Here is a 22,439-nt window from a genome sequence, read left to right on the forward strand (position 1 = left end):
TTAACTTTTACTTTCTCTGATACTTTCGCCTCTTCTTTAGGCTTTACTATTTCTTGTGCTTTCGGTTCTTCCTTAACTTTTACTTTCTCTGATACTTTCGCCTCTTCTTTAGGCTTTACTATTTCTTGTGCTTTCGGTTCTTCTTTAACTTTTACTTCTTCTTTGACTTTTGCCTCTTCTTTAGGCTTTACTATTTCTTGTGCTTTCGTTGTTTCTTTCGCTTTTGCTACTTTCTGCGTCTTTACTTCTTTCTTTTCTTTAACTGATTTTTGTACTTTCGCTACTTGCTTCATTTTCTCTTCAGTTTTCTTTTCAGTTGGTGCTGTACTTGATAGGAAAGAAACGTTTGCATAAGCTGTTTTTCCTTTATACTCAAATTGCAGCCATCCGTCTTTTACTTGATGCGTTGATTCAATTACATCATCTTTTTTCAGTCTGCCAAGAATTTCTGATTCTGTGTTTGCTTCGGTACGTACATTTAACAAATTCGCCGTTACATGATACACATCTTTTGTAAACTCCGAACTTACAAACACTTCTTTACCGTTCAATTCAATTTTTGACCAACCATCTTCGGTATTGATGACTTTTAACTCTTGCCCATTCTTTACTTTTTCGACCACTTTTGATTCTGTAGTCGGTTTTTCACGTACGTTAAGTACATCTGCTGTTACGATTGTTTCTGCGGTAGCAGTTGTGGTAAATGCCCCCAATCCAAAAATAGTTGCTGTTGCTGCGCCAATTACTTTTTTCATATTAGCCTCCATTGTATTTTTTGAATTTTATCAAATGCCTCTGTAAAATTGTATAATTTTACATAATATCAAAACATTTGCAACAGTATATTAATATTGTTTAATATACTGTTATTAAAACTCCTTACTCCAATACTATCAAATTCTTATTTCTAATTCTATATATTATAAATATCCTTATCTTTTATAAAAGCTTCATGCCCTTCTTCACACTAAATAGTTGTTGCAATTCCCGCCAAAAATAAACTTACGATTGCTAAAATTTTAGTAGCGACTATAGCACCTCTTAAATGAAACTTATAATCTTTATATCCCTTCATTCCTTCTGTACTAGGAATCACAACAAACCTCGGAGTAATCCAGCAAAAAATTAGCCAATCAATTATAAATAAATCTACTAAATTAAAAATCATTAAAATACCAAAAGTATGTAAATAGGCATCAATATACAATAATTTTTCATGCTTATGTAGTATATATGTAGAAACGAAAGGACTACCGAAAAGAATAGCATTATATACAATATTAAAATAAATTGTTTGCTTTTTTTCATGAATCGATTTTGGAAAAACTACTTTTTGAATATCTTTCGGATAATCAGTTAATGAAAGTCGAGGATTATAATATAAGGACCCTAAAATCATAACGGATAGTACAATAGACATGATGACACCAACGTACATCATTTGCTCAAATTGATTCATATGCTTCATTCACCCTTTTCTGTAATTACTATGTTGATCATTCACTTAATTACATATTGTATGTACGTACATAATCAAAAATTAACAACTAGCTTTAACACCAAAGCAAAATTGTTGCAATGCAAATGCAAACTTAATACAGTGGAAGCCTAATTGCTACAGATAGGATGGATGAAACCTATGAAAATTGAACATATTGCAATTTGGGTAAATGACTTAGAATGAATGCGTGATTTTTATATGAAATACTTTAACGGTAAAGCAAACTCTATAGCCATTCTTTCAATTTTACTTCATCCAACATTACAACCCCTTCTCATGATCTTTCACAATATATTCGCTCGTTTTTCACAAAAGGTTCATTTCACATGAAAATTTATTTATTACAATAAAAATATAAAGTATATTTTTAAGAAAAGGAGGATTTCAAGAATGAATAAAGAGGATAAAATTCACACTGAAAAAGTGTTGAAAAATCTATTCATCGGATCACAAGTTGATGGATTACAATTTGGTATTTCTCCAGGCGCTATAAAGATTCATTTCACAAACTTTCACGACTCAGTTGATTATGACGGACAATTATATATCAATATCGAATCAAAATGGTGTTTATTTAATAAACCTCAAAAAAGATACCCATTAAATGAAGATGAATTTGAAGTTTATTCTGGGGAAGAAGAATATGAAAGAATATTTAAGATAAGAAGACAAAAAGTTACCGATATACAACTTGGCTTAGAAAGCCCTCATTTAATTATTACATTAGATAGTGGACAAATTATTTTTGTAAATGGTTTTCATGATTATTATGAATGTTGGCAAGCTGGTGTCCTATGTGAGCAATGGCTTGTAGTAGCTGCACCTGGGAATGAAATCGCCACTTGGGCTCCCGATGAGTTTATTAATAATTAAACTGTTTTTACGAAGAAGAACCGAAGATATTTTATGAAGCATGATACTAATGAACTACATAACCATTTCTATTATACTTAAACGAATGAACATTTTACTTTATTAAATTTGAAAGGACGATAATAATGGCATGTGTTCATGATTTTGGAATAATTGACGATTTTACTTCTCAAAAAAATTACAAAGATTATACACCAGAGAAATATCATTGTATTTCTGTGAATGATGATATTATCAGTAGTTTAGGTCAAAATGTATCAATTATGAAAACCTACTTCCATACAGCCAAAAATCAGGAATACGGTTTAGCCTATTACGGTATTACAATTATCCCGCCTGAATCATTAGCAATATTCTATGAAACAGTTACATCTTCAAAGTTCTTCAAAAATTCTGATGAGCTGAATGAGTTAGCTTCAAAAATTGTACAAGCTACAACAGAACAAAAGTACATGATCCATTATGGGGTTTAAATGTAATACAAAAAAGCTTAGGATTTCTCCCAAGCTTTTTTTGTATGGTACTAATAATATTTATTCCTTAGTCATTTAGTCAATGCTTGAACCTATGCCCTCACTTTTTACAAGTGAGAGCGCCAATATTAATCTAAATAAGCGTCTCATTTCCAATCTTCCAGCTAAACCATCTCCCATGCCCTTCTGTTTCTCCAACCGTTTCACGATATTCGTTTCCGTTAATATAATAATCAATATGAAGGTCACGATCCCACATGTTGTTATAAAGGTGGAATACATCACGTTTTGCGCCAATTTCTTGTATTTGTTTTTCTAACTTATGTTTTACTTGTTCTGGTATTTGATTTGCAATGTGTGTATGGAAAATGCAGATAACAGCTTCATCACTTATTTGTTCAATAATAGATGATAATAGCTCTACACCGTCTCCTTCTATGAATTGGACAGATTCATTTTTCACTAAAGATGCAGCTTGATCAAACATTTCAAGCCTTTCTTTATGTTCTGGCCAAATGAGTGCACGTAGCCATAAATAATCTTCCTCATTATGTAAATCATTCACATGTAAATCCAGTCCGATTCTTTCTACGACAGATGGGCTTTCTTTAAGTAAATGCGGCATATTCTCCCCTCTTATTTCAGCAGTTACATGCACAGTTGAATTTATATTTCCGTACATTTCATCCGTTCCGTACGAATAACGATATTGGTCCCAGAACAGTTGTAATCCAGAACTTGTCCCAATTTCAATTAACGCTAACGGCTTCTTCACTTTGTTAAATATGTAGCAGAAACTTGGGTATAAGTATGCACACCGTCTTACTTCATTCGTTTGAACGAGTTTCGTTTGTAACAAAGTAATGATTTCTTCTCGGTACTCTTTACAGAAATCTTTAAAATGATTAAAAGCTTTATCTAAATTTGTATCGGCATTTTCAACTAAACTACTATAATACGTTTTTAAATGATGTTCTTTCCCTGCTAACAATAAATAATGTACTGCACCTAATAGTAAGTTTGGGACTGGTTGACCTACCTGAGCATAGGACGATAGTGTAAGTACTTCCTCATCTTCAGCAATTTTCATTGATAAATATTCATATAAATCACTTGACCCTTTACATTCCTTTATTGAAAAGTTTCGAAATAAGTTTGAAATTTGTTCTTTTGTACGCATTAGAGTCCCTCCTTTTTATTTTTCAGAATAATCTTGCCATTAACGAAAAAAATCCCATAAAAAGGTACTCGCTTTAGTCACTTAATGATACGTAAGCTTTTTCGAGATAATTTCAAACTGTAATTTTTTTCTATTTACAACCTTAAAAGAGCTTGTTAAATAAGATTTTTAGCGAATAAAACGTTAAATAGTTTAAAATTATCAGATAACACTAGATATTTTAGTCTATTAATTATTATAATAGAGTATGAGATGGTTATATAATTGAGACAAAAAAGGTATACACCTAGGTGGGGCCTAGGCGGTGTTTCTCTTTTACGGCTTAGACATAGAAAACACCTACACTTTTTTGCCAATATAGGGGATGGAGAGATTATCATGAGCAACATGCAGCAAAAAACAGACGTTATCTTAATTGGTGCAGGAATTATGAGTGCAACGTTAGGCTCATTACTAAAAGAATTAGCACCTGAATGGGAAATTAAAGTTTTTGAAAAACTCGCAAGTGCCGGGGAAGAAAGCTCTAACGAATGGAATAATGCAGGTACAGGGCATTCTGCGCTATGCGAACTGAACTATACTTCCGAAAAATCTGACGGATCTATAGATATTGGTAAGGCTGTAAAAGTGAATGAGCAATTCCAGCTTTCAAGACAATTTTGGGCATATCTTGTAAAAAGCAAATTAATTCGTAATCCACAAGATTTTATTATGCCACTACCTCATATGAGTTTAGTACAAGGGGAAAAAAATGTTGAGTTTCTAAAAAACCGTTTTGAAGCGCTTTCAAAAAATCCACTGTTTCAAGGAATGGAATTTTCCGACGCTCCTGAAACATTAAAAAAATGGCTTCCACTCATTATGGAAGGCCGTACATCTAATGAACCGATGGCGGCAACGAAGATTGACTCTGGAACAGATGTTAACTTCGGTGCATTAACACGTATGTTGTTTGATTACTTAAAAACGAAAAATGTCGAGCTAAATTACAAGCATAGTGTTGAAAATATTAAGCGCACGAAAAATGGTTTGTGGGAAGTGAAAGTACACGATATGAATAGTGGTAAAATTGAGCATCATACTGCTAAATTCGTCTTTATTGGCGGTGGTGGCGGTAGTCTACCTCTACTTCAAAAGACTGGTATCCCTGAATCAAAGCATATCGGTGGATTCCCAGTAAGTGGACTATTTATGGTATGTAAAAACCAAAAAGTTGTAGAGCAACATCATGCGAAAGTATACGGTAAAGCTAAAGTTGGCGCTCCGCCAATGTCTGTACCTCACCTTGATACGAGATATATAGATAATAAAAAAGCTTTATTATTCGGACCATTCGCAGGGTTCTCACCTAAATTCTTAAAAACTGGCTCAAATCTTGACTTAATCGGTTCTGTAAAACCGAATAACGTCTTAACGATGTTAGCTGCTGGTGTAAAAGAAATGGGACTTACAAAATACTTAATTCAGCAAGTTATGTTATCGCACGAAAAACGCATGGAAGAATTACGCGAATTCATTCCGAACGCGAAAAGTGAAGATTGGGATATTGTAGTTGCTGGACAACGTGTACAAGTAATTAAAGATACTGATGCTGGCGGTAAAGGAACACTTCAATTTGGTACAGAAGTAGTAAGTGCAGCTGACGGCTCAATCGCCGCATTACTAGGCGCATCACCAGGTGCTTCTACTGCTGTTCACGTCATGCTTGAAGTATTAGAAAAATGTTTCCCAAGCCGCATGGTAGAATGGGAAGAAAAAATAAAAGAAATGATTCCTTCATATGGCATTTCACTAACTGAAAATCCAAGGTTGTTCCAAGACCTACACACTTCTACAGGTCGTACGCTTGGATTAAATGAAAAAGAAACAGTTCATAACTAATGAAGAAATAAAAAAACGTCCGATATATTCGGACGTTTTTTCGTTACTAGAAATTATATTTATCAATATTCTCTTTCGTAAATACAACCCGCTCTGGCAATACAATAATTCCATTTCCTTCTGCCTCATAATCATAACCTTGGATGGAGTTTGGCTCTACTTTCACTTTTCCGATTCCTTTTACTTCAAAACTATCCCCTACTTTTAACTTCTTCCCTTTTACTACTATTTCATTTGCTACATACGTTGCGAGTGCACCTTGTTGTTTTACATCCCATAATCCAAATTGTTGTACTGTTCCTCGTTTTACGTAATCACGCATAACGTTTGGTGTAGAGAAGCCAGTTACAACAACTTTTTTATCCATTTTCAAGTTTTCAGCTGCTTGTGCCATCGCTGGTAGTGCCGTTGCATCCGGGCAAATGACTGCATTAATATCTGGATACGTTTTTAATATGTTCTCCCCTACTGATAACGATTTTTGCGCATTATTTTCACCGTACTGCGTCGTTACAATTTCCCAGTTCGGATATTTCTTTTTAATAATTTCTTTCGCTTTCGTTACCCATTGGTTTTGATCCGTTACTGTTGGACTAGAATAAAAGAAAGCTACTTTTCCTTTATCTCCAATTTGCTTGGAAGTCATTTCAATTAATAAGTTAGCAAGTTGGTCTGGTGTCCCTTGACTTATATAAAAAGAACGGTCTTTCGGATTCACATCAGAATCCCACGTTAAGACAGTCATTCCTTTTTTCTTAGCACGCTGCAGTGATTGCGATAAACCATCAACTGATGTAGAGGAAACCATAAGTGCATCATAGTTTTGATTAATGAAATTATTTATATACTTTACTTGCCCTGATACACTCGCTTCAGACGGCCCATCATATTTCACTTGTACGCCTAGCTTATCTCCCATCTCCTTTGCTCCTTCACCGCCCGATGTAAAGAAGCCAACTCCAGTTAATTTCGGGATAAATGCAAATTTCACATCATCTGCTTTTTTCTTATCTGCCGTTTGACTGGAACAAGCGATTAAACCAATTAAACAAATACATACGATCAATACAATCCCTAGTTTTCTCTTCATGACATTTCCCCCTTATGCAAATTCCGTCTTTTCCCTGCTAAGAATTGATGTAATTTGAAATGTCTCATAATAACTGAAAGAATAAGGATAATACCTATTACTACATTTGATTGTTCATTTGTTAAACCTGTCATTTGTAGGCCATATTGCATAAGGCCTATAAAAATACTTGCCAGTACTGTACCGAAAATACTACCTTTTCCCCCTGTAATAAGTGTCCCACCTAATACGACTGCTGTAATGATCGGTAATATTGTTTCACTTCCCATATCAGCACGTGCGGAACCGAAATATGCAGTTAAGAAAGCACCCCCTAATCCACCTCCTAACCCAGAAAGTATGTAAGCAATGATTACTACTTTCTTCGTCTGAATCCCGGTGTATTTTGCTGTATTTTCGTTCGCTCCTGTTAATTGTACGTGGCGTCCATATATCGTTCGGTGAAACAAAATCGTGCATACAATTGTTAATGCGATAAGAAGCCATAATAAGTTAGGTATTCCTATAAAACTACCATTTGCTAGTTGTACATAAGCATCAGGTAAACCACTTATCCCTTCATATCCAGAAGCACCCGCCCCTCCTGAAATGACGAGTGCAATTCCTCCATATAAAAACATCGTTCCGAGTGTAACAACTAGTGGTTCTACATCTGTCATTTTTATAATGAATCCATTTAAAGCTCCTGCTAAGCAACTGACTATAAGTGCCATTATTACTGCTAATAAAATATGAATCCCATTCATCCAAAGTACACCAATTAAAATCGAAGTTAGCCCCATAATAGATCCTACAGATACGTCAATTCCTCCTGTTACAATAACGAAAGTCATTGGAATCGCTGCGATTGCTATAAACAGAAAATCATTTGTACTAAAAAGGAGATTACTAATATTTAAAAAATCACGATTTATAAAACTAAAGAGAATGAATTCTATAAGAAGTAATACGATTAGAACACCTTCCCATCTGTAAAAATACTTCATAGATTCATCCTCCTCTCTACTTTCCACTTCTTCATGACACTATCTAGTATGATAATAAGTAATAGTAAAAAACCCGAAATAGCATTATTCCAAAATGCTGGTATTTTTAAAAAGACGAGTGAACTGCTTATTGCTTCTAAAAATAATGCTCCTAATGCGGCTCCAAATATAGAACCGGTTCCTCCTTTTAGATGAATTCCTCCTAGCACAGCAGCTGCGATCACCTGTAGTTCTATTCCTGTACCAGTTTGATTTGGAACGAACCCGATATTCATAACAAATATGCAACCAGCGATTGCCGCACTTATGCCCGATATAATAAACGCATTTATCTTTACTTTATTAACAGGTATCCCAATGAGCCTCGCACCATCTTCATTGTCACCTACCGCATAGAAGTATCTTCCGTATGGTACCTTCCTTAAAAAGAAGTATAGTAGTAATAAAATAATAAGAACACCCCATACAATTATCGGCAGACCAAGTATGACGATAGATGAAAGTTTCTTAAAATTATTTGGAGTATCTTCAATCCACTTCCCGCCTGTGAAGATTAACATTGCACCTCTAACAATTCCTAACATCCCTAATGTCATAATAATGGCTGGTACCCGAAACTTTGCAACTCCAATCCCGTTTATGAAACCGATAATAGCACCAAGCATTATAGCAGCAAGTATCGACAAGACTGCACTATATCCGTTCGTTAATAACATCCCGCAAACTGCCGCGCTTAATCCCATAATTGAGCCAACTGATACGTCTATATTTTTCGTAAATAAAACGAACGATTGGCCAATTGCTAGAACGACTAAAATAACGCTTGATTTCATCATTAACGATAACGAGTTAAACTGAACAAAACTAGGATTTATTATCCCGACCATGGCTATATAAATTAGTAGTAACAGTATGATAGACGTTTCGTGCATTTTATACATGCGTTTCATTCCGTTACACCTCCGTATGCAAGACGTGTAACTTCTTCTACATTTATTTTTTCTTTCTCCAAATGAGAAACAAATTGACCATTTCGCATGACGTATACACGGTTAGCTAATTGGACGATTTCCTCAACATCTGAAGAAATGAATAATATGGCGAGTCCTTCTCTTTTCATTTTTTCTATCGTTTCATACACTTCAAGCCTTGCTTTTGCATCAATTCCGCGAGTTGGTTCATCAAGAATAATGATTTTGGGATTACATGCAAGATATTTCGCAAGCACGACTTTTTGCTGATTACCTCCCGATAAAGATGTAAGTTCTTCATTCATACTTGGTACAACAATTCGGAACTTTTCTATAAACGACTTTACTAAAGCGCTTTCTTTTTCTCGGTTAATAAAAAAGCGATTATTTTGCTGTAAACATGCTGCAGTAATATTTTCTTTGACAGATACAATGGAGAAAATTCCATTCCTCGCCCTATCTTCCGGCACATAAACGAGCCCTTCGCTTAATCTTTTATGCAAAGGACATGTATCAATTAGTTTTCCTTCTAATAAAATAGAGCCTGATTTTATAGCTTCCAATCCAAATATTGCTTCCGCTAATTCCGTTCTACCTGATCCAACAATGCCAGCAATCCCCACAATCTCTCCAGCATGTACAGTGAATGATATATTCTCGAATGTGTGACTAGTCACATTCGCTACTTCTAATACTTTTTTCGTTCTTTCTGTCTCTTGAACTATTTCTCTTTTTTCTTCCTGTTTATATCCTTTTGGCAATAGCCCCTCCATCAGCGTGTCATATGTATAGTCACATATATCCCCTTGACTCGCGATTGTTCCATCACGTAATATCGCTACTTTATTGGAGATTTCAAAGATTTCCGGAAAACGATGTGTAATGTATATCATTCCAATTCCTTTTTCTTGCAAACTTTTCATCAGCACAAAAAGACTCTTGATTTCATGAGTTGTTAACGTCGATGTTGGCTCATCTAAAATAAGAATCTCAGCGTCTCGTATTAATCCTCTAATGATTTCTACTAACTGTTGCTGCGCAATGGATAATGATGCTCCTAACTCATAAAGGTCAATATCCCACCCTAGACTGTTAATCAATTGCTGAATCTGTACTCTTAGTTTCTTTTTCTTTTCTTTTAACCCGATACATATATTTTCTTCAATAGTCATATGCGGAAAAATGAGTGGTTCTTGCGGTATTAAATAAATACCTTTTCTATGTGCTTCTGACGGATTTGAAAACTGTTGCTTCATTCCTTTTACATACATCTCTCCATCATCATACGAATATAACCCCGTTAATATTTTCATTAATGTTGATTTCCCGGCGCCATTTCCCCCCACTAAAGCGTATATATCTCCACGCTCTACTTGTAAGTTCACTTCTTTTAATACAAGTTGATTTAAAAACGCCTTACTCATTTTCTTTATTTGTAATAAAGGTACGTTCTCCACATGATGTCACCTGCCTTTATCCAGAACATTTTTTGAGAAAATGATTATTTGTTCTACTTGTTTTGTAGCATTGTATATTCCTTTTTTTATATCTAGAACACTTTTTTCTACGTACAATTAATCGTTTCAACTGGAATAAACAAAATATGTGGCACATATGTTTAAGGAGTGGTCAATTGTTGAAAGGGATGAAGAGTATGACACAGCTGAACTTTGAAGAGAATTTATTAACTAAAGTAGCTTGGTACTATTATAAAGACCAATTAACACAACAGGAAATTGCTTCACTTCTTCACATTTCAAGAAATAAAGTTGTCCGGTTATTAGATAAGGCACGCAGTGAAGGTATCGTTACATTTCACGTAAAAGGAACTGGTTTACACTGTTTAAGTATTGAGCGTGACCTAATGAAAAAATTCCACTTAAAAGATGCTTTCATTATCCCTACTCCAATAGACAATTATCACGCTTCTCTCGGAAAAGCCGCTGCACAATATTTAGAGACTCATCTCCAACAAGGTGATTTACTCGGCATCGGCTGGGGTGAAACAATAAGTAAAATGCTAGAAAACATTCATTTTGAAAGTTCTATTAATCTTTCATTCGTAACGCTAACAGGCGGAGTAAACCACTATCTCCCAAGAAAACAAAACTATTTACACTACATGCAAGGTGATCTTCATATTATTCCTACTCCTTTTCTAGCATCTTCTACTGAAATGGCACAAAGTATTTTATCAGAACCAAGCGTGAAAGATATGCTTCATGTCGCTTCACTTGCACATACGGCAGTTGTCGGTATTGGCGGGTTATCTCAAGACGCTACGATTGTAAAAGAAGAAAAATTAACGCTACGTGAAATGACATATATTCGAAGTCAAAACGGGGCGGGCGATATTTTAGGACAGTTTTATAATACGAATGGTGATTTATTAGAGCTCTCGCATCATAATCGTCTAATTGGCACACCACTTACGATTCTTCGCAGTATGAAGCATGTCATTGGTGTGGCTGGAGGTACTCAAAAGATAGATGCCATTTATGGGGCTTTAAAAGGGAAATTTATTCATACATTAATTACTGATGAAGAAACTGCGCTCTCCTTATTAAGAAAGGAAGGTGATTCTTAATGTCTACTTTATTAGCTTTCGATGCTGGTACAGGAAGCATTCGAGCTGTTCTTTTTGATTTACAAGGCAATCAAATTGCAGTAAGCCAAAAAGAATGGGTTCATAAAACTGATCCTCGTTACCCCGGTTCTATGAATTTTGATGTAAAAGCAAACTGGCAACTCGTACAACAGTGTACGAAAGAAGTTCTACAAAAAAGTAATATACTTCCTTCTTCTATTCAAGCTATTAGCGCTACAAGTATGCGAGAAGGTTTTGTTTTATATGATAAAAATGGGCAAGAAATATGGGCATGTGCAAATGTTGATGGCCGTGCATCCGCTGAAGTTAGTGAGCTAAAAGAAATCCGCTCACATCTTGAAGAAGATTTATACAGAAAATCTGGGCAAACTTTTTCATTAGGTGCTTTACCACGTCTACTTTGGATTAAAAAACATGAACCAGAAATCTATTGTAATATCCACTCCTTTACGATGTTAAACGATTGGATTTTGTATAAATTAAGCGATGTACTGCAAATCGACCCTTCCAACGGTTGTACGTCTGGAATCTTTGATTTACAAAATAGAAATTGGGATAACGATGTCGCTAAAGAGTGTGGTATAACTTTGCCATTTTCACCAAAAGTAAATGAGGCTGGTACAGTAATCGGAAACGTTACAAAAGAGTGTGCAGCATTAACTGGATTACTGGCAGGAATTCCTGTCGTCGCTGGCGGCGGAGATGCTCAAATGGCATCACTCGGAACTGGAGTCGTGAAACCAAATCAAACATTAATATGCGGAGGCAGCTTTTGGCAACAAGAAGTAAATATTACAGAACCAATTACAGATCCATATGCTGCGATTCGTGTAAATTGCCATGTCATTTCGAATCTATGGCAATATGAAACAATCGCTTTTTTCCCTGGTCTTGTTATGCGCTGGTTTCGAGACGCTTTTTGCCAAGAAGAAAAAAAGCTCGCTGAAAAACTCGGTGTAGACGCTTATGAATTATTAGAAGAACAAGCGAAAGACGTACCTGTCGGTTCATATGGTATTATCCCTACTTTTTCAAACGTTATGAACTACATTTCTTGGCGTCATGCCGCACCTTCATTCTTAAATTTAAGTTTAGACGCTGACAAATGCGGAAAAAAGGAACTGTTCCGTGCTATTGAAGAAAATGCGGCCTTCGTTACACTTGGAAACTTAAAACTAATTGAAAATCTTACTGATACATTCCCTTCTGAAGTTGTTTTTGCTGGCGGTGCCGCTAAAGGGAAACTATGGCCACAAATTCTATCAGACGTACTCGGCATTCCTGTAAAAGTACCAGTTGTGAAAGAAGCAGCTGCTTTAGGAACTGCGATTGCTGCTGGAGTTGGCGCTGGCATATATTCATCTATGGAAGAGACTGCCGAACAATTTGTACAGTGGGAAAATACATTTGAACCAATCACTGAAAATCACGAGCTATACAAAGAATTCTATGAAACATGGAAAACCGTGTATAACAGTCAGCTCACTTTAGCTGATAAAGGACTTACAACACATATGTGGATTGCGCCAGGTGCACTGTAACTCATTTACATAAAGGAGTGAACTGTATGTTAAAAGCGAATGAAAATGATTTCTCCTATCGCTTCGGTGATAACGGGCCCAAATATTTAATACAAGGCCCCAATATTGATCTAGGCCTTGTTGTCATTCAGCCTGGGCAAGAGTTTCAAAATCACTATCATACAACGTGTGAAGAAGTTTTTTATGCGTTAGAAGGTGAAATAGACTTCTATGTAAATAACGAAAGAGTTCCGATTAAACAAGGTGATGTCCTGCAAGTTCGCCCTCATGAATCTCACTATCTGATTAACCATTCTGATAAACCTTTTAAAGCTGTTTTTATAAAGTCACCACATTTACCAAATAAAGATACGGTACAAACGGAAAATCCAACATTAACGAAGGAGTGATTTCGAATGACTTGGGGATTTAAAAATCGATTAAATACAATTTTACCTGATGGTAGAGCGGTTATGTTAGCAATAGATCACGGATATTTCTTAGGACCAATTCACGGACTAGAACAACCACTTGAAACAGTAAAAAACTTACTTCCTTATACAGACTCCCTCTTTTTAACGCGCGGTGTACTTAGCTCCTGTATTCCTGAAAACTGCAGTACACCGATGGTTATGCGTGTATCTGGCGGCGCTACTGTCGTTGGTAAAGATTTAGCGAATGAAACAATTGTTACACCTGTAAAAGAAGCAGTGAAGCAAAACGCAATTGGCGTTGGCGTTTCTGTTTTTGTCGGATCAGACTATGAAACACAAACTGTTTCGAATCTCGCAAATGTAGTTTCTGAAGCTCACGATTACGGCCTACCAGTACTCGGTATTACCGCAGTCGCAAAGGAATTACAAAAACGTGAAGCTCGCTTTCTAGCACTTGCTTCCCGCGTATGTGTTGAAATGGGTGCTGATATTATTAAAACGTATTACTGTGAAGGATTCGAAAAAATAACGAGCACATGCCCTGCCCCAGTTGTCATCGCGGGTGGCCCAAAACTAGATTCAATCGAAGACGCATTAAACATTACGTACAATGCACTGCAAGAAGGCGCGATCGGAGTAGACATGGGCCGAAACATATGGCAATCTGAGCACCCAGCTGCGATGATTCAAGCAATACATGGTATTGTGAAGAATAGATTGAATGTGAAAGAGGCGCTTGAACTTTATGATGATGTGAAGAATTAATGTAAAAAGACAGACTATTTATTAGTCTGTCTTTTTTGTTAAAATAAAGTAAAGGAGGAATGATTATGCGAAGAATGACTTTCGAACGTCCTACCGATCATTACGATGAACGCTTATACTCTATTGATGAAAAAATTTGCGCCCTATTAAAAGAACGAAAAGAACTTTCAGGTGATGACCCAGGTTTTCCACATGATGAAGCGATTTATAAATGGGCTAAGCAATACGAATTTTATCCAGACTATCTAAACTCATTATTCTCTTCCATGATGGATGAAGAAGAATTTAAACCTCGCGTTGAACCAACTGGCTTCAAAAAACATGTACCTGTTTTTAAAACTTATGAACATAATGGCGTCATGTATACTGTAACTTTTATTCGGCAATATGCAAATGCTAGTGTAGTTTATTTATATAGCGATTGGGATTCCACGGATGAAGATTTTATTGAAAATAAGCCTCATAGTTTCTTCCAATTATCAATAGATGATACATACGATTGCTGGTCAGAAGGTGGTGGTGGCACCGATGGACATATGAATCATCAATTCGTTATATCTCCTGTCCTTCCTGATAATTTGTCTGGAATAAGCTTACGATTTAAAGAACTCAGTATCCCGTTTAGGAAAGATCAAGCTGTGCTTGAATTTGAAATTCAGATAGACAAATAAGGTGAGACTATAATCAATCCACAAATAGTAAGATAAATAAGGTAATAAAATAAACAAGCCCCTTTCCAAACTGGATAAGGGGCTAAATATACACCTTCAAATGATTACTCTTGGTGATTACTATTAAGCTTTGAAATTTTCTTACCTTCTCTATAATCAAGACAAGACACTTCAATTAATAAGCCATTAAATACTGTAAAATAAAAACCATAACTACTACCTCGCATCGAATAAGGTTCCTTATCTATTTCAATGCCGCCTGCTACTAAACGATTATACGCTTGATCCACTTCATTTGTAGTTTCCACTAAAAAACCAATATGAAAAGCTTCCGGATACGTAACTTCCTTATTCCCTTTAAATGCTTTTGGATCACTTAGCACAAGTATAAATCCACTCTCATCACTCATCACTACTAGTGCCTTTCCCTTTTGCTCCAAAAATTGAAAATCAAAAAATGTTTCAAAGAAATGTCTCGCTTCTGATAAGTCATCAACACATAAATTTAAATGATTCAGCTTCATGTATTCATCTCCTTTTAAACAGAAGGGATATAGACTCATTTTCATAACCCTTAAATATGTAAGGCAAGATATTCAAGCGTTCCATCTAAGACTATGCTTTATAAGTCTAATATTTTTTTCTATATCCTAGAACATTTTTTTAATGAATGAAAGATTTCCTATCATTTACATCCCCCATTAATAAAAAAGAGGATACATGTTTGCTTCTACAACATGTATCCTCTGCTTGTATATTAAGACTGTTGATAAGCCGATTTCGATGATTTCACATAATAAACTGCGTGATCCACATTAATAATATGATCTGGTTTTGGTTTACCACGGCCTGCTCTATGTCCAGCTAAGTGTTCTTCACTTGTTTCCCAGTTTTTCCATGCTTCTTCAGATTCCCAGCGAATCATTACGACAACTTCTTCGTCGCCGCGTCTTACTTTTTTCACGAGAACACTTAAATCGATAAAGCCTTCAAATTTTTCAATAATACCTTCTCCAGTGAAACGTTCTACAACTATATTTGATGTACCTTCTTTTACTGTAAATGTTTTCGTTTCGATAAACATATATCCCACTCCCTCTTTGTAATACGAATACTAGTATGCTTCTATTATAATTGATTATGATAATTATTTTCAATTGTAAAGTTTTAATTTTTTGAATTATGCTGATTTCTTTTCTATCGCCTCATCTAAAAATTTGAAATATGGAAGTAACATCCCTATTAAAGATGTAACACATATAATTGCACCGATGATTACATATAGCGCTCTTACTCCCCACATTTCACTCAATATTCCCCCTACTAACACACCTAATGGCATAGTGGATCGTATAAAAAATAAACGCACTGAAAATACTTGTCCTATCATATTATTTGGGACGGTTTGTTGGCATATTGTCGTGTTATGAACATTGAAAAATGCAATACAAATCCCTGCTATTACTTCAATTATTATTGCAATGATAATACTATGATTGAATCCTAATGAAATGTATGTGAGTCCCCCTATAAACAATCCTCCGAGCATAAGTATACGCCGGCTTTTATATGTTACTTTTCCGACTAATACTGAGCCAATTACGTAGCCAAGTGGAAAACCTGCCATGAAATAACCGTACTCTGCATATCCCGCTGACAGCTCGTCTTTTATATAAGGAAGATTTGTGACCATCGTTACCCCTACTCCAAACTGCACGAAAGTAAGAAATATACCGAGCCAAACGATGATTGGTTTTGTGAAAAAATATGTAAAACCGTGAAGAAATTGTTCTAGCCACGTTTTCCTAATAGGTTGCGACGTTCTATTTTCTTTTATATAAAATAAGAAAGTGCCACTAACAAATAAACATATGCATACGAAAGATAATGTAAGTTCTGTTCCAATCAAATGAATGACTACTCCGCCTAATACTGGCGCAAGAAACATCATAAGGCGAGTCATCCCATCAATATACGCATTTGCATCTTGAAGTTGTTCTTTCCCTACAATGCTCGGTGTAATTGCTTGACTTGCAGGTGTATAAAGTGGTGTAATAAGTCCCACTACAATTTGAACAACATAAATGTGCCAAACTTCTATACTACCCGAAACTAGCATCACCAAAGGTAATAAAAATACGGACGCTCGTATCCATTGTGAAAATATCATAATCCACTTCCGGCTCCATTTATCAATAAATGGGCCACTTATTAATTGCAATATGAGTGATGGGATGAAATATAATAGCCACATACTACTTAAAGCCATTTCCGATCCTGTTAATTCATATACTAGAATTGAATTACATAACGTTCCGAAAGCCCCTCCTAATTCTGAGATTGCACTACCAATCCACATAAAAAAGAAAGAACGATTTTTCAATACACTCTTCACTATAGCTCACCAACTTTTCTCTTAAATTCCTCCCTTTATGTACATTCTTGTTGCATATTATCTATTCAAAAACGCTTCTAATTCTTTTGCTAACGACTGTACTGCTTTCTTCCTTAATACATACTTTCCGTCATGTATATCAACTAACTTCGCTGCACGTAACAATTTCAAATGATGGTGTACTGTCGATTTACCAAGCTGCAATCTTTCCGTTATTTCCTGTAATGTACGTTCTTTTTCAAACAACATTTTTACAATTCGCAATCTCGCCTCATCCCCAAGAGCCTTATGTTTTTGAACTAAAAAATAATTCGGTTCATACGGATCTTCAGGATGAATGCTTTCATTCGCAACTGGATAATGAAATACTTTCGTATCTTCAATATCTGCTTCAATATTCCACGGTCTGTACGTCATTTGCGGAATAAGAAGTACGTGATGAACACTTGGCTCTGGCATATAGTTCACTCCGCCAGTCGCCCACTCGACAAACTCTTCCGGTTTCATCTTTTTATTCATTTCATTTTTTGCTTCATAATCTCGTTTTAATATAGAAAGTATTTCTTCTTCCTCTTTCTTAATTATGCTCTCATACCAACCTGTCATTACAGTGATTAAATGAGATTTCAGCACTTGTACATCTACATCACATATAAAGCTAATATAAGTAGAAAAAAACGGATGATCCTGCGTTAATTCCTTTAGTTCATGTATTGCAGTTACATCTCTACTTGCGGCTAAACGTCTTTTCTCTTCATACTTCTCCCCTAAAAACGGTAAACATATAAATTTCAAATCTTCTTCTGAAAGTAAATCAATTTTAAAATTAAACTGCGATAAATCTTGAAAATCCTCTTTATACAATAACTGAAGCAATGCTTTCCACGTATTATGTTCTTCTACAAACTGCAAGTGTTCTCTCATCTCATTTGTTAATGATTGTCTAATTCCTTTCCATTCACTTTCAGTCTTTTCAAGAGTATCAATTAACCTTTTATGAGTAATTGCTGCAATGCCAAGTGCACATTCGAAAAGTATCGAATATTTCACCTGAACGTTGTATGTTTCCCTCTTTTTACTCTTTATGTGATAGACCTCCATTTTTATCTCCTCCTTGTTTGCTATGTATTAAATTCTGTTTTTATCGAATTTACCCTTCTATATTTTTAGAATTTACAAAAATATAAATTAAACCACATTCATTCTAAATTAAGAAGAATAAGAGCTTTTTTATATACAAATAATAAAGCTCAAGGAGTGGTTGACATGCATTTCATATTAAATATGTTAGGGATTTTCGTTGTCATATTAATCGTTTTCTTATGTTCGCCTAATAAAAAACATATAAAATGGAGACCAATTGTAATTCTCATCATATTGGAGCTTTTTATTACGTGGTTTATGTTAGGCACGAAACTCGGCAGTATTATCATTAATAAAATTGCGTCATTTTTCAGTTGGCTACTGGCATGCGCGAACGAAGGTATTCGCTTTGCATTTCCTTCCGCTATGGACAGTCCACACATTGATTTCTTCTTTAGTGCATTACTTCCTATCATTTTTGTTATTACTTTTTTCGATATTCTATCTTATTTCGGAATCTTAACTTGGATTATTGATAAAGTAGGTGCAGTTATTTCAAAGATTTCTCGTTTGCCAAAGTTAGAAAGTTTCTTTTCCATTCAAATGATGTTTTTAGGGAACACCGAAGCACTTGCAGTTGTTCGTGATCAATTATCTGTTTTAAAAGAAAATCGTTTGTTGACTTTTGGAATTATGAGTATGAGTAGCGTTAGCGGATCCATTCTTGGTGCTTATTTATCAATGGTTCCAGCAACATATATTTTCAGCGCAATCCCATTAAACTGTATTAACGCATTAATTTTAGCCAATGTATTAAATCCTGTGGAAGTTTCGAAAGAAGAAGACGTTGTTTACACACCTTCCAAACATGAAAAAAAGGATTTCTTTTCTACTATTTCAAACAGTATGTTAGTTGGAATGAATATGGTTATCGTTATTTTAGCCATGGTAATTGGGTATGTAGCTTTAACAGCATGTTTAAATGGGATTTTAGGCTTTTTTGTAACGGGGTTAACAATTCAAAAAATCTTCTCCATTATCTTTAGTCCTTTTGCATTTTTACTCGGTTTATCCGGCAAAGATGCTATGTATGTAGCTGAATTAATGGGAATAAAAATTACGACGAATGAATTTGTTGCTATGATGGATTTAAAATCAAACTTAAAGTCGCTACAACCGCATACGGTTGCGGTTGCAACAACATTTCTAGCTTCTTTTGCTAACTTTAGTACAGTAGGTATGATTTACGGAACTTACAATTCATTATTTGGCGGGGAAAAATCATCAGTCATCGGTAAAAATGTTTGGAAGCTTCTTGTTAGCGGGATGGCTGTTTCTTTATTAAGCGCTATGCTTGTAGGGCTTTTTGTATGGTAAATGGATATTATAATAACAAAAGACATCTCAATTAAATTGGATGTCTTTTGTTATTCTTAGCTCCGAATTTGTCCATTTCCACGAATTACATATTTTGTGGAAGTTAATGCTGGAAGCCCCATTGGTCCTCTTACGTGTAATTTTTGCGTACTGATACCAATTTCCGCTCCGAATCCAAATTCGGATCCATCTGTAAAACGAGTCGATGCATTATGATAAAGTGCCGCGGCATCTACAGAAGTAAAAAACTTGCTGACGTTTTCCTCGTTTTCAGTAATAATCGCTTCAGAATGCATAGATCCATACGTATTTATATGATGAATCGCTTCTTCAACAGTGGCAACCACTTTCACTGCTAGTGTGAGAGATAAAAACTCTGTTTCCCAGTCTTCTTCTGTCGCAAGTAAGATAGAAGTATCAATCGCCACTGCTTTATTATCACCGCGTAGCTCTACTCCTCTTTCCTTCAAAGAAGAAAACAACTCGCTACCATATTGCTCTGCCCAATTCTCATGAAGTACAATCGTCTCAATTGCATTACATACAGATGGGCGCTGTGTTTTTGCATTTATAATAATATTAAATGCCATTTGTTTATCCGCTGTTTCATCAATGAATATATGACAATTTCCCGCACCTGTTTCAAGTACTGGAACAGACGCTTCTCTCACTACTGTATCAATTAATTGTTTACCGCCTCTTGGTATAAGAACATCCAAGTACTCATTCAATGTAAACAGCTGTTTTGCACTATCTCTCGTTGTATCTTCTATGAGCTGTACACTTTCTGAAGGCAAGCTAGTTTGCTTAAGCGCCCGGTGAATAACGCTAACGATGGCTTTGTTAGAATGGATAGCAGAAGAACTACCACGTAGTATTACTGCGTTTCCTGTTTTTAAACAAATTGTAGCAGCATCAACAGTTACATTCGGTCTTGCCTCATAAATCATTCCGACAACACCAAGTGGTACGCGCATCTCCTGAATAGATAGTCCATTTGGTCGTTCCCATGCACTTACACATTCTCCAATAGGATCACGTAATTCAATTAACTGCTTAATACCCTCTGTCATATCAACAATTCGCTGTTCATTCAGCAAAAGGCGATCAAGGAGTGAATCAGAAAATCCTTTCTCCTTACCTTCTTCAATATCCCGTTTGTTTTCTTCTAAAATATAAGCTGTTTCTACTATCAACTGATTAGCAATTGCAGCAAGTGCTTCATTTTTTTGATCTGTAGTTTTAAGCACAAGTTCTCTAGCAACCTCTTTTGCTTTTATCCCCTTTGCCAACACTTCATTCATTTTCATTTCCTCCTTTTTAAAGTGAAACCCAATGATCTCTATGAATGACTTCATAACTATGTCTCTCGCCTCTTACTTGAATATCTTGGCTTTGCATACCTTTTACATCTCTTAGTTCCTCTGCACTATATGTGCATTGTCCTTTTCCTATTACGCGCCCTTGTTGCGTTACAACCTCTACAACTTCACCCACTTGGAAAAATCCTGATACATTCGTAACACCAGCTGGAAGTAAACTCTTACCATGCTGAATGATGGCAGTAGCCGCCCCAGCATCTACTTCAATTTGTCCGCTAACAAGCGAATGCAAGGCAATCCATTGCTTGTTCATCTTCATTTCTTTTTGAGGAGCATTACCAACATACGTTCCATCACCCTTACCCTTCAAAACATCTACAAACTTTTCCTGTCCACGTCCTGTCCCGATAAATACACTCACACCAAGAGAGAGTGCTGTCTTTGCAGCATCGATTTTTGATTTCATACCACCAGTCCCAAGTTTTGAGCCAGCATCTCCTGCAAGAGAAGAAATTTCTTCCGTAACTTCAGGAAGAAAATAATATTTTTTTGCATCCGCATTTTTCTGAGGATTTTTGTCATATAACCCGTTCACATCCGTAAAGATCATAAGCATATCCGCCGAAACAAGCCCGCTTACTAAAGCTGACAGCATATCATTATCACCGAACGTCAGCTCCTCTAAAGAGATGGAATCATTTTCATTAATAATTGGAAGAGCGGAACGGTTTAGTAATTCTCCTAACGTAGCGTAAGCATTACTATATTGTTCTTTTCTAGAAAAATCACTTCTCGTCAGCAAAAGTTGCGCAGTAACGATGCCATATTTACGGAATTCCTCCGTGTACGCCTGCATTAACAAACTTTGTCCGACAGCTGCTGCAGCCTGTTTCCCTTTAATCGTTACAGGTCTACTAGGATATCCTAGCGCTGAAAAACCTGCAGCGACGGCTCCAGATGTAATTAACACAACCTCGTGCCCTTCCTCTTTCAACCGAGCCAATGCGGCAACGTGATCTGAAAGCTGTTCTGTAGAGATGCCTCCGTGACTATCTGCCAAGGAACTACTTCCAATCTTTACAACAATTCGTTGTTTTTTCACCTTTTTATCCCCCAAGTCTAAAATCAAAGTTTTTATAGTTTACACTTCATTCACTTTGCAACTATATCTATTCTCATCAATGCTGCATTGAAGTATTTAAGAGCAAAATAAAAATGACCGCTTCGCCCTTAATAAAATAAAAAGGACGAAACGGTCATTGTTCCGCGGTACCACCTTAATTGATATACATAGATATCCACTTGGTGC

22 protein-coding genes, 1 pseudogene and 1 other annotated feature (1 of these 24 running past the window's edge) are annotated in these 22,439 nt (G+C 35.8%); of the genes and pseudogenes, 10 read left to right on the forward strand and 13 right to left on the reverse strand.

What is annotated here, in order from left to right:
* Together MR167_RS01035 and MR167_RS01040 are read right to left on the reverse strand one after the other, a co-directional pair.
* Nucleotides 1-755: SH3 domain-containing protein (locus MR167_RS01035; RefSeq protein WP_242313705.1), on the reverse strand; the 755-nt coding region annotated here is incomplete at its 3' end.
* A 212-nt stretch (nucleotides 756-967) separates the two neighbouring features.
* Entirely contained in the window at nucleotides 968-1,459 is a 492-nt protein-coding gene (locus MR167_RS01040; protein ID WP_242313706.1) for a nitroreductase, read from the reverse strand.
* Nucleotides 1,460-1,639: 180 nt separating this feature from the next.
* On the opposite strand from MR167_RS01040, the pseudogene MR167_RS01045 reads away from it, so the two are divergent.
* The 3 genes and pseudogenes from MR167_RS01045 to MR167_RS01055 all read left to right on the forward strand — a co-directional run.
* Nucleotides 1,640-1,732, forward strand: a pseudogene (locus MR167_RS01045) (VOC family protein); the annotation flags it as partial.
* A 159-nt stretch (nucleotides 1,733-1,891) separates the two neighbouring features.
* On the forward strand, nucleotides 1,892-2,374 hold the full coding sequence (locus MR167_RS01050) for a hypothetical protein (protein ID WP_242313709.1): 483 nt from the start codon (nucleotides 1,892-1,894) through the stop codon (nucleotides 2,372-2,374).
* Between the two features lie 125 nt (nucleotides 2,375-2,499).
* Nucleotides 2,500-2,847, forward strand: coding sequence for a short-chain dehydrogenase (locus MR167_RS01055; protein ID WP_149185805.1), 348 nt, complete (start codon nucleotides 2,500-2,502; stop codon nucleotides 2,845-2,847).
* Between the two features lie 133 nt (nucleotides 2,848-2,980).
* Here MR167_RS01055 and MR167_RS01060 read toward each other — a convergent pair whose 3' ends face one another.
* Nucleotides 2,981-4,027, reverse strand: a complete 1,047-nt coding sequence (locus tag MR167_RS01060; protein WP_242313710.1) for a DUF2332 domain-containing protein — start codon at nucleotides 4,025-4,027, stop codon at nucleotides 2,981-2,983.
* A gap of 378 nt (nucleotides 4,028-4,405) precedes the next feature.
* Between MR167_RS01060 and MR167_RS01065 the strand changes: the two genes are divergently transcribed.
* A complete protein-coding gene (locus MR167_RS01065; RefSeq protein ID WP_000069147.1) occupies nucleotides 4,406-5,908 on the forward strand; it encodes a malate:quinone oxidoreductase in 1,503 nt (500 codons plus the stop codon).
* 46 nt (nucleotides 5,909-5,954) lie between these two features.
* Here the strand turns inward: MR167_RS01065 and lsrB are convergent, their stop codons facing one another.
* The 4 genes from lsrB to MR167_RS01085 are packed head-to-tail and all read right to left on the reverse strand — an operon-like array spanning nucleotide 5,955 to nucleotide 10,412.
* A complete protein-coding gene (lsrB, locus tag MR167_RS01070) occupies nucleotides 5,955-6,998 on the reverse strand; it encodes an autoinducer 2 ABC transporter substrate-binding protein LsrB (protein WP_000823653.1) in 1,044 nt (347 codons plus the stop codon).
* Nucleotides 6,995-7,984: an ABC transporter permease gene (locus tag MR167_RS01075; protein WP_000873534.1), complete on the reverse strand. Its 990-nt coding sequence runs from the start codon at nucleotides 7,982-7,984 to the stop codon at nucleotides 6,995-6,997. The genes lsrB and MR167_RS01075 overlap by 4 nt, the downstream gene beginning before the upstream one ends.
* Complete coding sequence (locus tag MR167_RS01080; RefSeq protein ID WP_000827677.1) at nucleotides 7,981-8,934, reverse strand: ABC transporter permease subunit; 954 nt, start codon at nucleotides 8,932-8,934, stop codon at nucleotides 7,981-7,983. The genes MR167_RS01075 and MR167_RS01080 overlap by 4 nt, the downstream gene beginning before the upstream one ends.
* Nucleotides 8,931-10,412, reverse strand: a complete 1,482-nt coding sequence (locus tag MR167_RS01085; RefSeq protein WP_149185926.1) for a sugar ABC transporter ATP-binding protein — start codon at nucleotides 10,410-10,412, stop codon at nucleotides 8,931-8,933. The genes MR167_RS01080 and MR167_RS01085 overlap by 4 nt, the downstream gene beginning before the upstream one ends.
* Before the next feature lie 179 nt (nucleotides 10,413-10,591).
* Here MR167_RS01085 and MR167_RS01090 point away from each other — a divergent pair, with 179 nt between their 5' ends.
* From MR167_RS01090 to MR167_RS01110, 5 genes are all read left to right on the forward strand, one after another.
* A complete protein-coding gene (locus MR167_RS01090; RefSeq protein ID WP_000677766.1) occupies nucleotides 10,592-11,542 on the forward strand; it encodes a sugar-binding transcriptional regulator in 951 nt (316 codons plus the stop codon).
* On the forward strand, nucleotides 11,542-13,104 hold the full coding sequence (gene lsrK / locus MR167_RS01095; RefSeq protein ID WP_242313712.1) for an autoinducer-2 kinase: 1,563 nt from the start codon (nucleotides 11,542-11,544) through the stop codon (nucleotides 13,102-13,104). Before MR167_RS01090 ends, lsrK begins: the two co-directional genes overlap by 1 nt.
* A gap of 26 nt (nucleotides 13,105-13,130) precedes the next feature.
* Nucleotides 13,131-13,493, forward strand: a complete 363-nt coding sequence (locus MR167_RS01100; protein ID WP_000909986.1) for a cupin domain-containing protein — start codon at nucleotides 13,131-13,133, stop codon at nucleotides 13,491-13,493.
* A 6-nt stretch (nucleotides 13,494-13,499) separates the two neighbouring features.
* Complete coding sequence (gene lsrF, locus MR167_RS01105; RefSeq protein ID WP_000219780.1) at nucleotides 13,500-14,282, forward strand: 3-hydroxy-5-phosphonooxypentane-2,4-dione thiolase; 783 nt, start codon at nucleotides 13,500-13,502, stop codon at nucleotides 14,280-14,282.
* Between the two features lie 65 nt (nucleotides 14,283-14,347).
* Complete coding sequence (locus tag MR167_RS01110) at nucleotides 14,348-14,953, forward strand: hypothetical protein (protein ID WP_001253821.1); 606 nt, start codon at nucleotides 14,348-14,350, stop codon at nucleotides 14,951-14,953.
* 104 nt (nucleotides 14,954-15,057) lie between these two features.
* Here MR167_RS01110 and MR167_RS01115 read toward each other — a convergent pair whose 3' ends face one another.
* The 4 genes from MR167_RS01115 to MR167_RS01130 form a co-directional block, all read right to left on the reverse strand.
* Nucleotides 15,058-15,477 (reverse strand): VOC family protein, encoded by a 420-nt coding sequence (locus MR167_RS01115; RefSeq protein WP_000773089.1) that lies wholly within the window; start codon nucleotides 15,475-15,477, stop codon nucleotides 15,058-15,060.
* Between the two features lie 233 nt (nucleotides 15,478-15,710).
* Nucleotides 15,711-16,037, reverse strand: a complete 327-nt coding sequence (gene hmoA / locus MR167_RS01120; RefSeq protein ID WP_000469498.1) for a heme-degrading monooxygenase HmoA — start codon at nucleotides 16,035-16,037, stop codon at nucleotides 15,711-15,713.
* Nucleotides 16,038-16,133: 96 nt separating this feature from the next.
* Entirely contained in the window at nucleotides 16,134-17,348 is a 1,215-nt protein-coding gene (locus MR167_RS01125) for an MFS transporter (RefSeq protein ID WP_346657765.1), read from the reverse strand.
* Between the two features lie 57 nt (nucleotides 17,349-17,405).
* Complete coding sequence (locus tag MR167_RS01130; protein ID WP_081143950.1) at nucleotides 17,406-18,449, reverse strand: ArsR/SmtB family transcription factor; 1,044 nt, start codon at nucleotides 18,447-18,449, stop codon at nucleotides 17,406-17,408.
* 165 nt (nucleotides 18,450-18,614) lie between these two features.
* Here MR167_RS01130 and MR167_RS01135 point away from each other — a divergent pair, with 165 nt between their 5' ends.
* Nucleotides 18,615-19,808 (forward strand): NupC/NupG family nucleoside CNT transporter, encoded by a 1,194-nt coding sequence (locus MR167_RS01135; protein WP_218225784.1) that lies wholly within the window; start codon nucleotides 18,615-18,617, stop codon nucleotides 19,806-19,808.
* Nucleotides 19,809-19,864: 56 nt separating this feature from the next.
* Here MR167_RS01135 and MR167_RS01140 read toward each other — a convergent pair whose 3' ends face one another.
* Nucleotides 19,865-21,112 (reverse strand): glutamate-5-semialdehyde dehydrogenase, encoded by a 1,248-nt coding sequence (locus MR167_RS01140; protein ID WP_001006616.1) that lies wholly within the window; start codon nucleotides 21,110-21,112, stop codon nucleotides 19,865-19,867.
* Nucleotides 21,113-21,128: 16 nt separating this feature from the next.
* Nucleotides 21,129-22,232: a glutamate 5-kinase gene (gene proB, locus MR167_RS01145; protein WP_000744738.1), complete on the reverse strand. Its 1,104-nt coding sequence runs from the start codon at nucleotides 22,230-22,232 to the stop codon at nucleotides 21,129-21,131.
* 138 nt (nucleotides 22,233-22,370) lie between these two features.
* Nucleotides 22,371-22,439: a binding site (T-box leader), on the reverse strand; it runs 142 nt beyond the window's last position.

Source organism: Bacillus cereus group sp. BfR-BA-01355 (genome assembly GCF_022663675.1).
GTDB lineage: Bacteria > Bacillota > Bacilli > Bacillales > Bacillaceae_G > Bacillus_A > Bacillus_A thuringiensis_S.

What these genes read in the sequence shown, in the direction of transcription:
- MR167_RS01040 (WP_242313706.1), bottom strand. Translation starts at nt 1,459, where the DNA reads ATGAATCAATTTGAGCAAATGATGTACGTTGGTGTCATCATGTCTATT.
- MR167_RS01050 (WP_242313709.1), top strand. Translation starts at nt 1,892, where the DNA reads ATGAATAAAGAGGATAAAATTCACACTGAAAAAGTGTTGAAAAATCTA.
- MR167_RS01055 (WP_149185805.1), top strand. Translation starts at nt 2,500, where the DNA reads ATGGCATGTGTTCATGATTTTGGAATAATTGACGATTTTACTTCTCAA.
- MR167_RS01060 (WP_242313710.1), bottom strand. Translation starts at nt 4,027, where the DNA reads ATGCGTACAAAAGAACAAATTTCAAACTTATTTCGAAACTTTTCAATA.
- MR167_RS01065 (WP_000069147.1), top strand. Translation starts at nt 4,406, where the DNA reads ATGAGCAACATGCAGCAAAAAACAGACGTTATCTTAATTGGTGCAGGA.
- lsrB (WP_000823653.1), bottom strand. Translation starts at nt 6,998, where the DNA reads ATGAAGAGAAAACTAGGGATTGTATTGATCGTATGTATTTGTTTAATT.
- MR167_RS01075 (WP_000873534.1), bottom strand. Translation starts at nt 7,984, where the DNA reads ATGAAGTATTTTTACAGATGGGAAGGTGTTCTAATCGTATTACTTCTT.
- MR167_RS01080 (WP_000827677.1), bottom strand. Translation starts at nt 8,934, where the DNA reads ATGAAACGCATGTATAAAATGCACGAAACGTCTATCATACTGTTACTA.
- lsrK (WP_242313712.1), top strand. Translation starts at nt 11,542, where the DNA reads ATGTCTACTTTATTAGCTTTCGATGCTGGTACAGGAAGCATTCGAGCT.
- MR167_RS01100 (WP_000909986.1), top strand. Translation starts at nt 13,131, where the DNA reads ATGTTAAAAGCGAATGAAAATGATTTCTCCTATCGCTTCGGTGATAAC.
- lsrF (WP_000219780.1), top strand. Translation starts at nt 13,500, where the DNA reads ATGACTTGGGGATTTAAAAATCGATTAAATACAATTTTACCTGATGGT.
- MR167_RS01110 (WP_001253821.1), top strand. Translation starts at nt 14,348, where the DNA reads ATGCGAAGAATGACTTTCGAACGTCCTACCGATCATTACGATGAACGC.
- MR167_RS01115 (WP_000773089.1), bottom strand. Translation starts at nt 15,477, where the DNA reads ATGAAGCTGAATCATTTAAATTTATGTGTTGATGACTTATCAGAAGCG.
- hmoA (WP_000469498.1), bottom strand. Translation starts at nt 16,037, where the DNA reads ATGTTTATCGAAACGAAAACATTTACAGTAAAAGAAGGTACATCAAAT.
- MR167_RS01130 (WP_081143950.1), bottom strand. Translation starts at nt 18,449, where the DNA reads ATGGAGGTCTATCACATAAAGAGTAAAAAGAGGGAAACATACAACGTT.
- MR167_RS01135 (WP_218225784.1), top strand. Translation starts at nt 18,615, where the DNA reads ATGCATTTCATATTAAATATGTTAGGGATTTTCGTTGTCATATTAATC.
- MR167_RS01140 (WP_001006616.1), bottom strand. Translation starts at nt 21,112, where the DNA reads ATGAATGAAGTGTTGGCAAAGGGGATAAAAGCAAAAGAGGTTGCTAGA.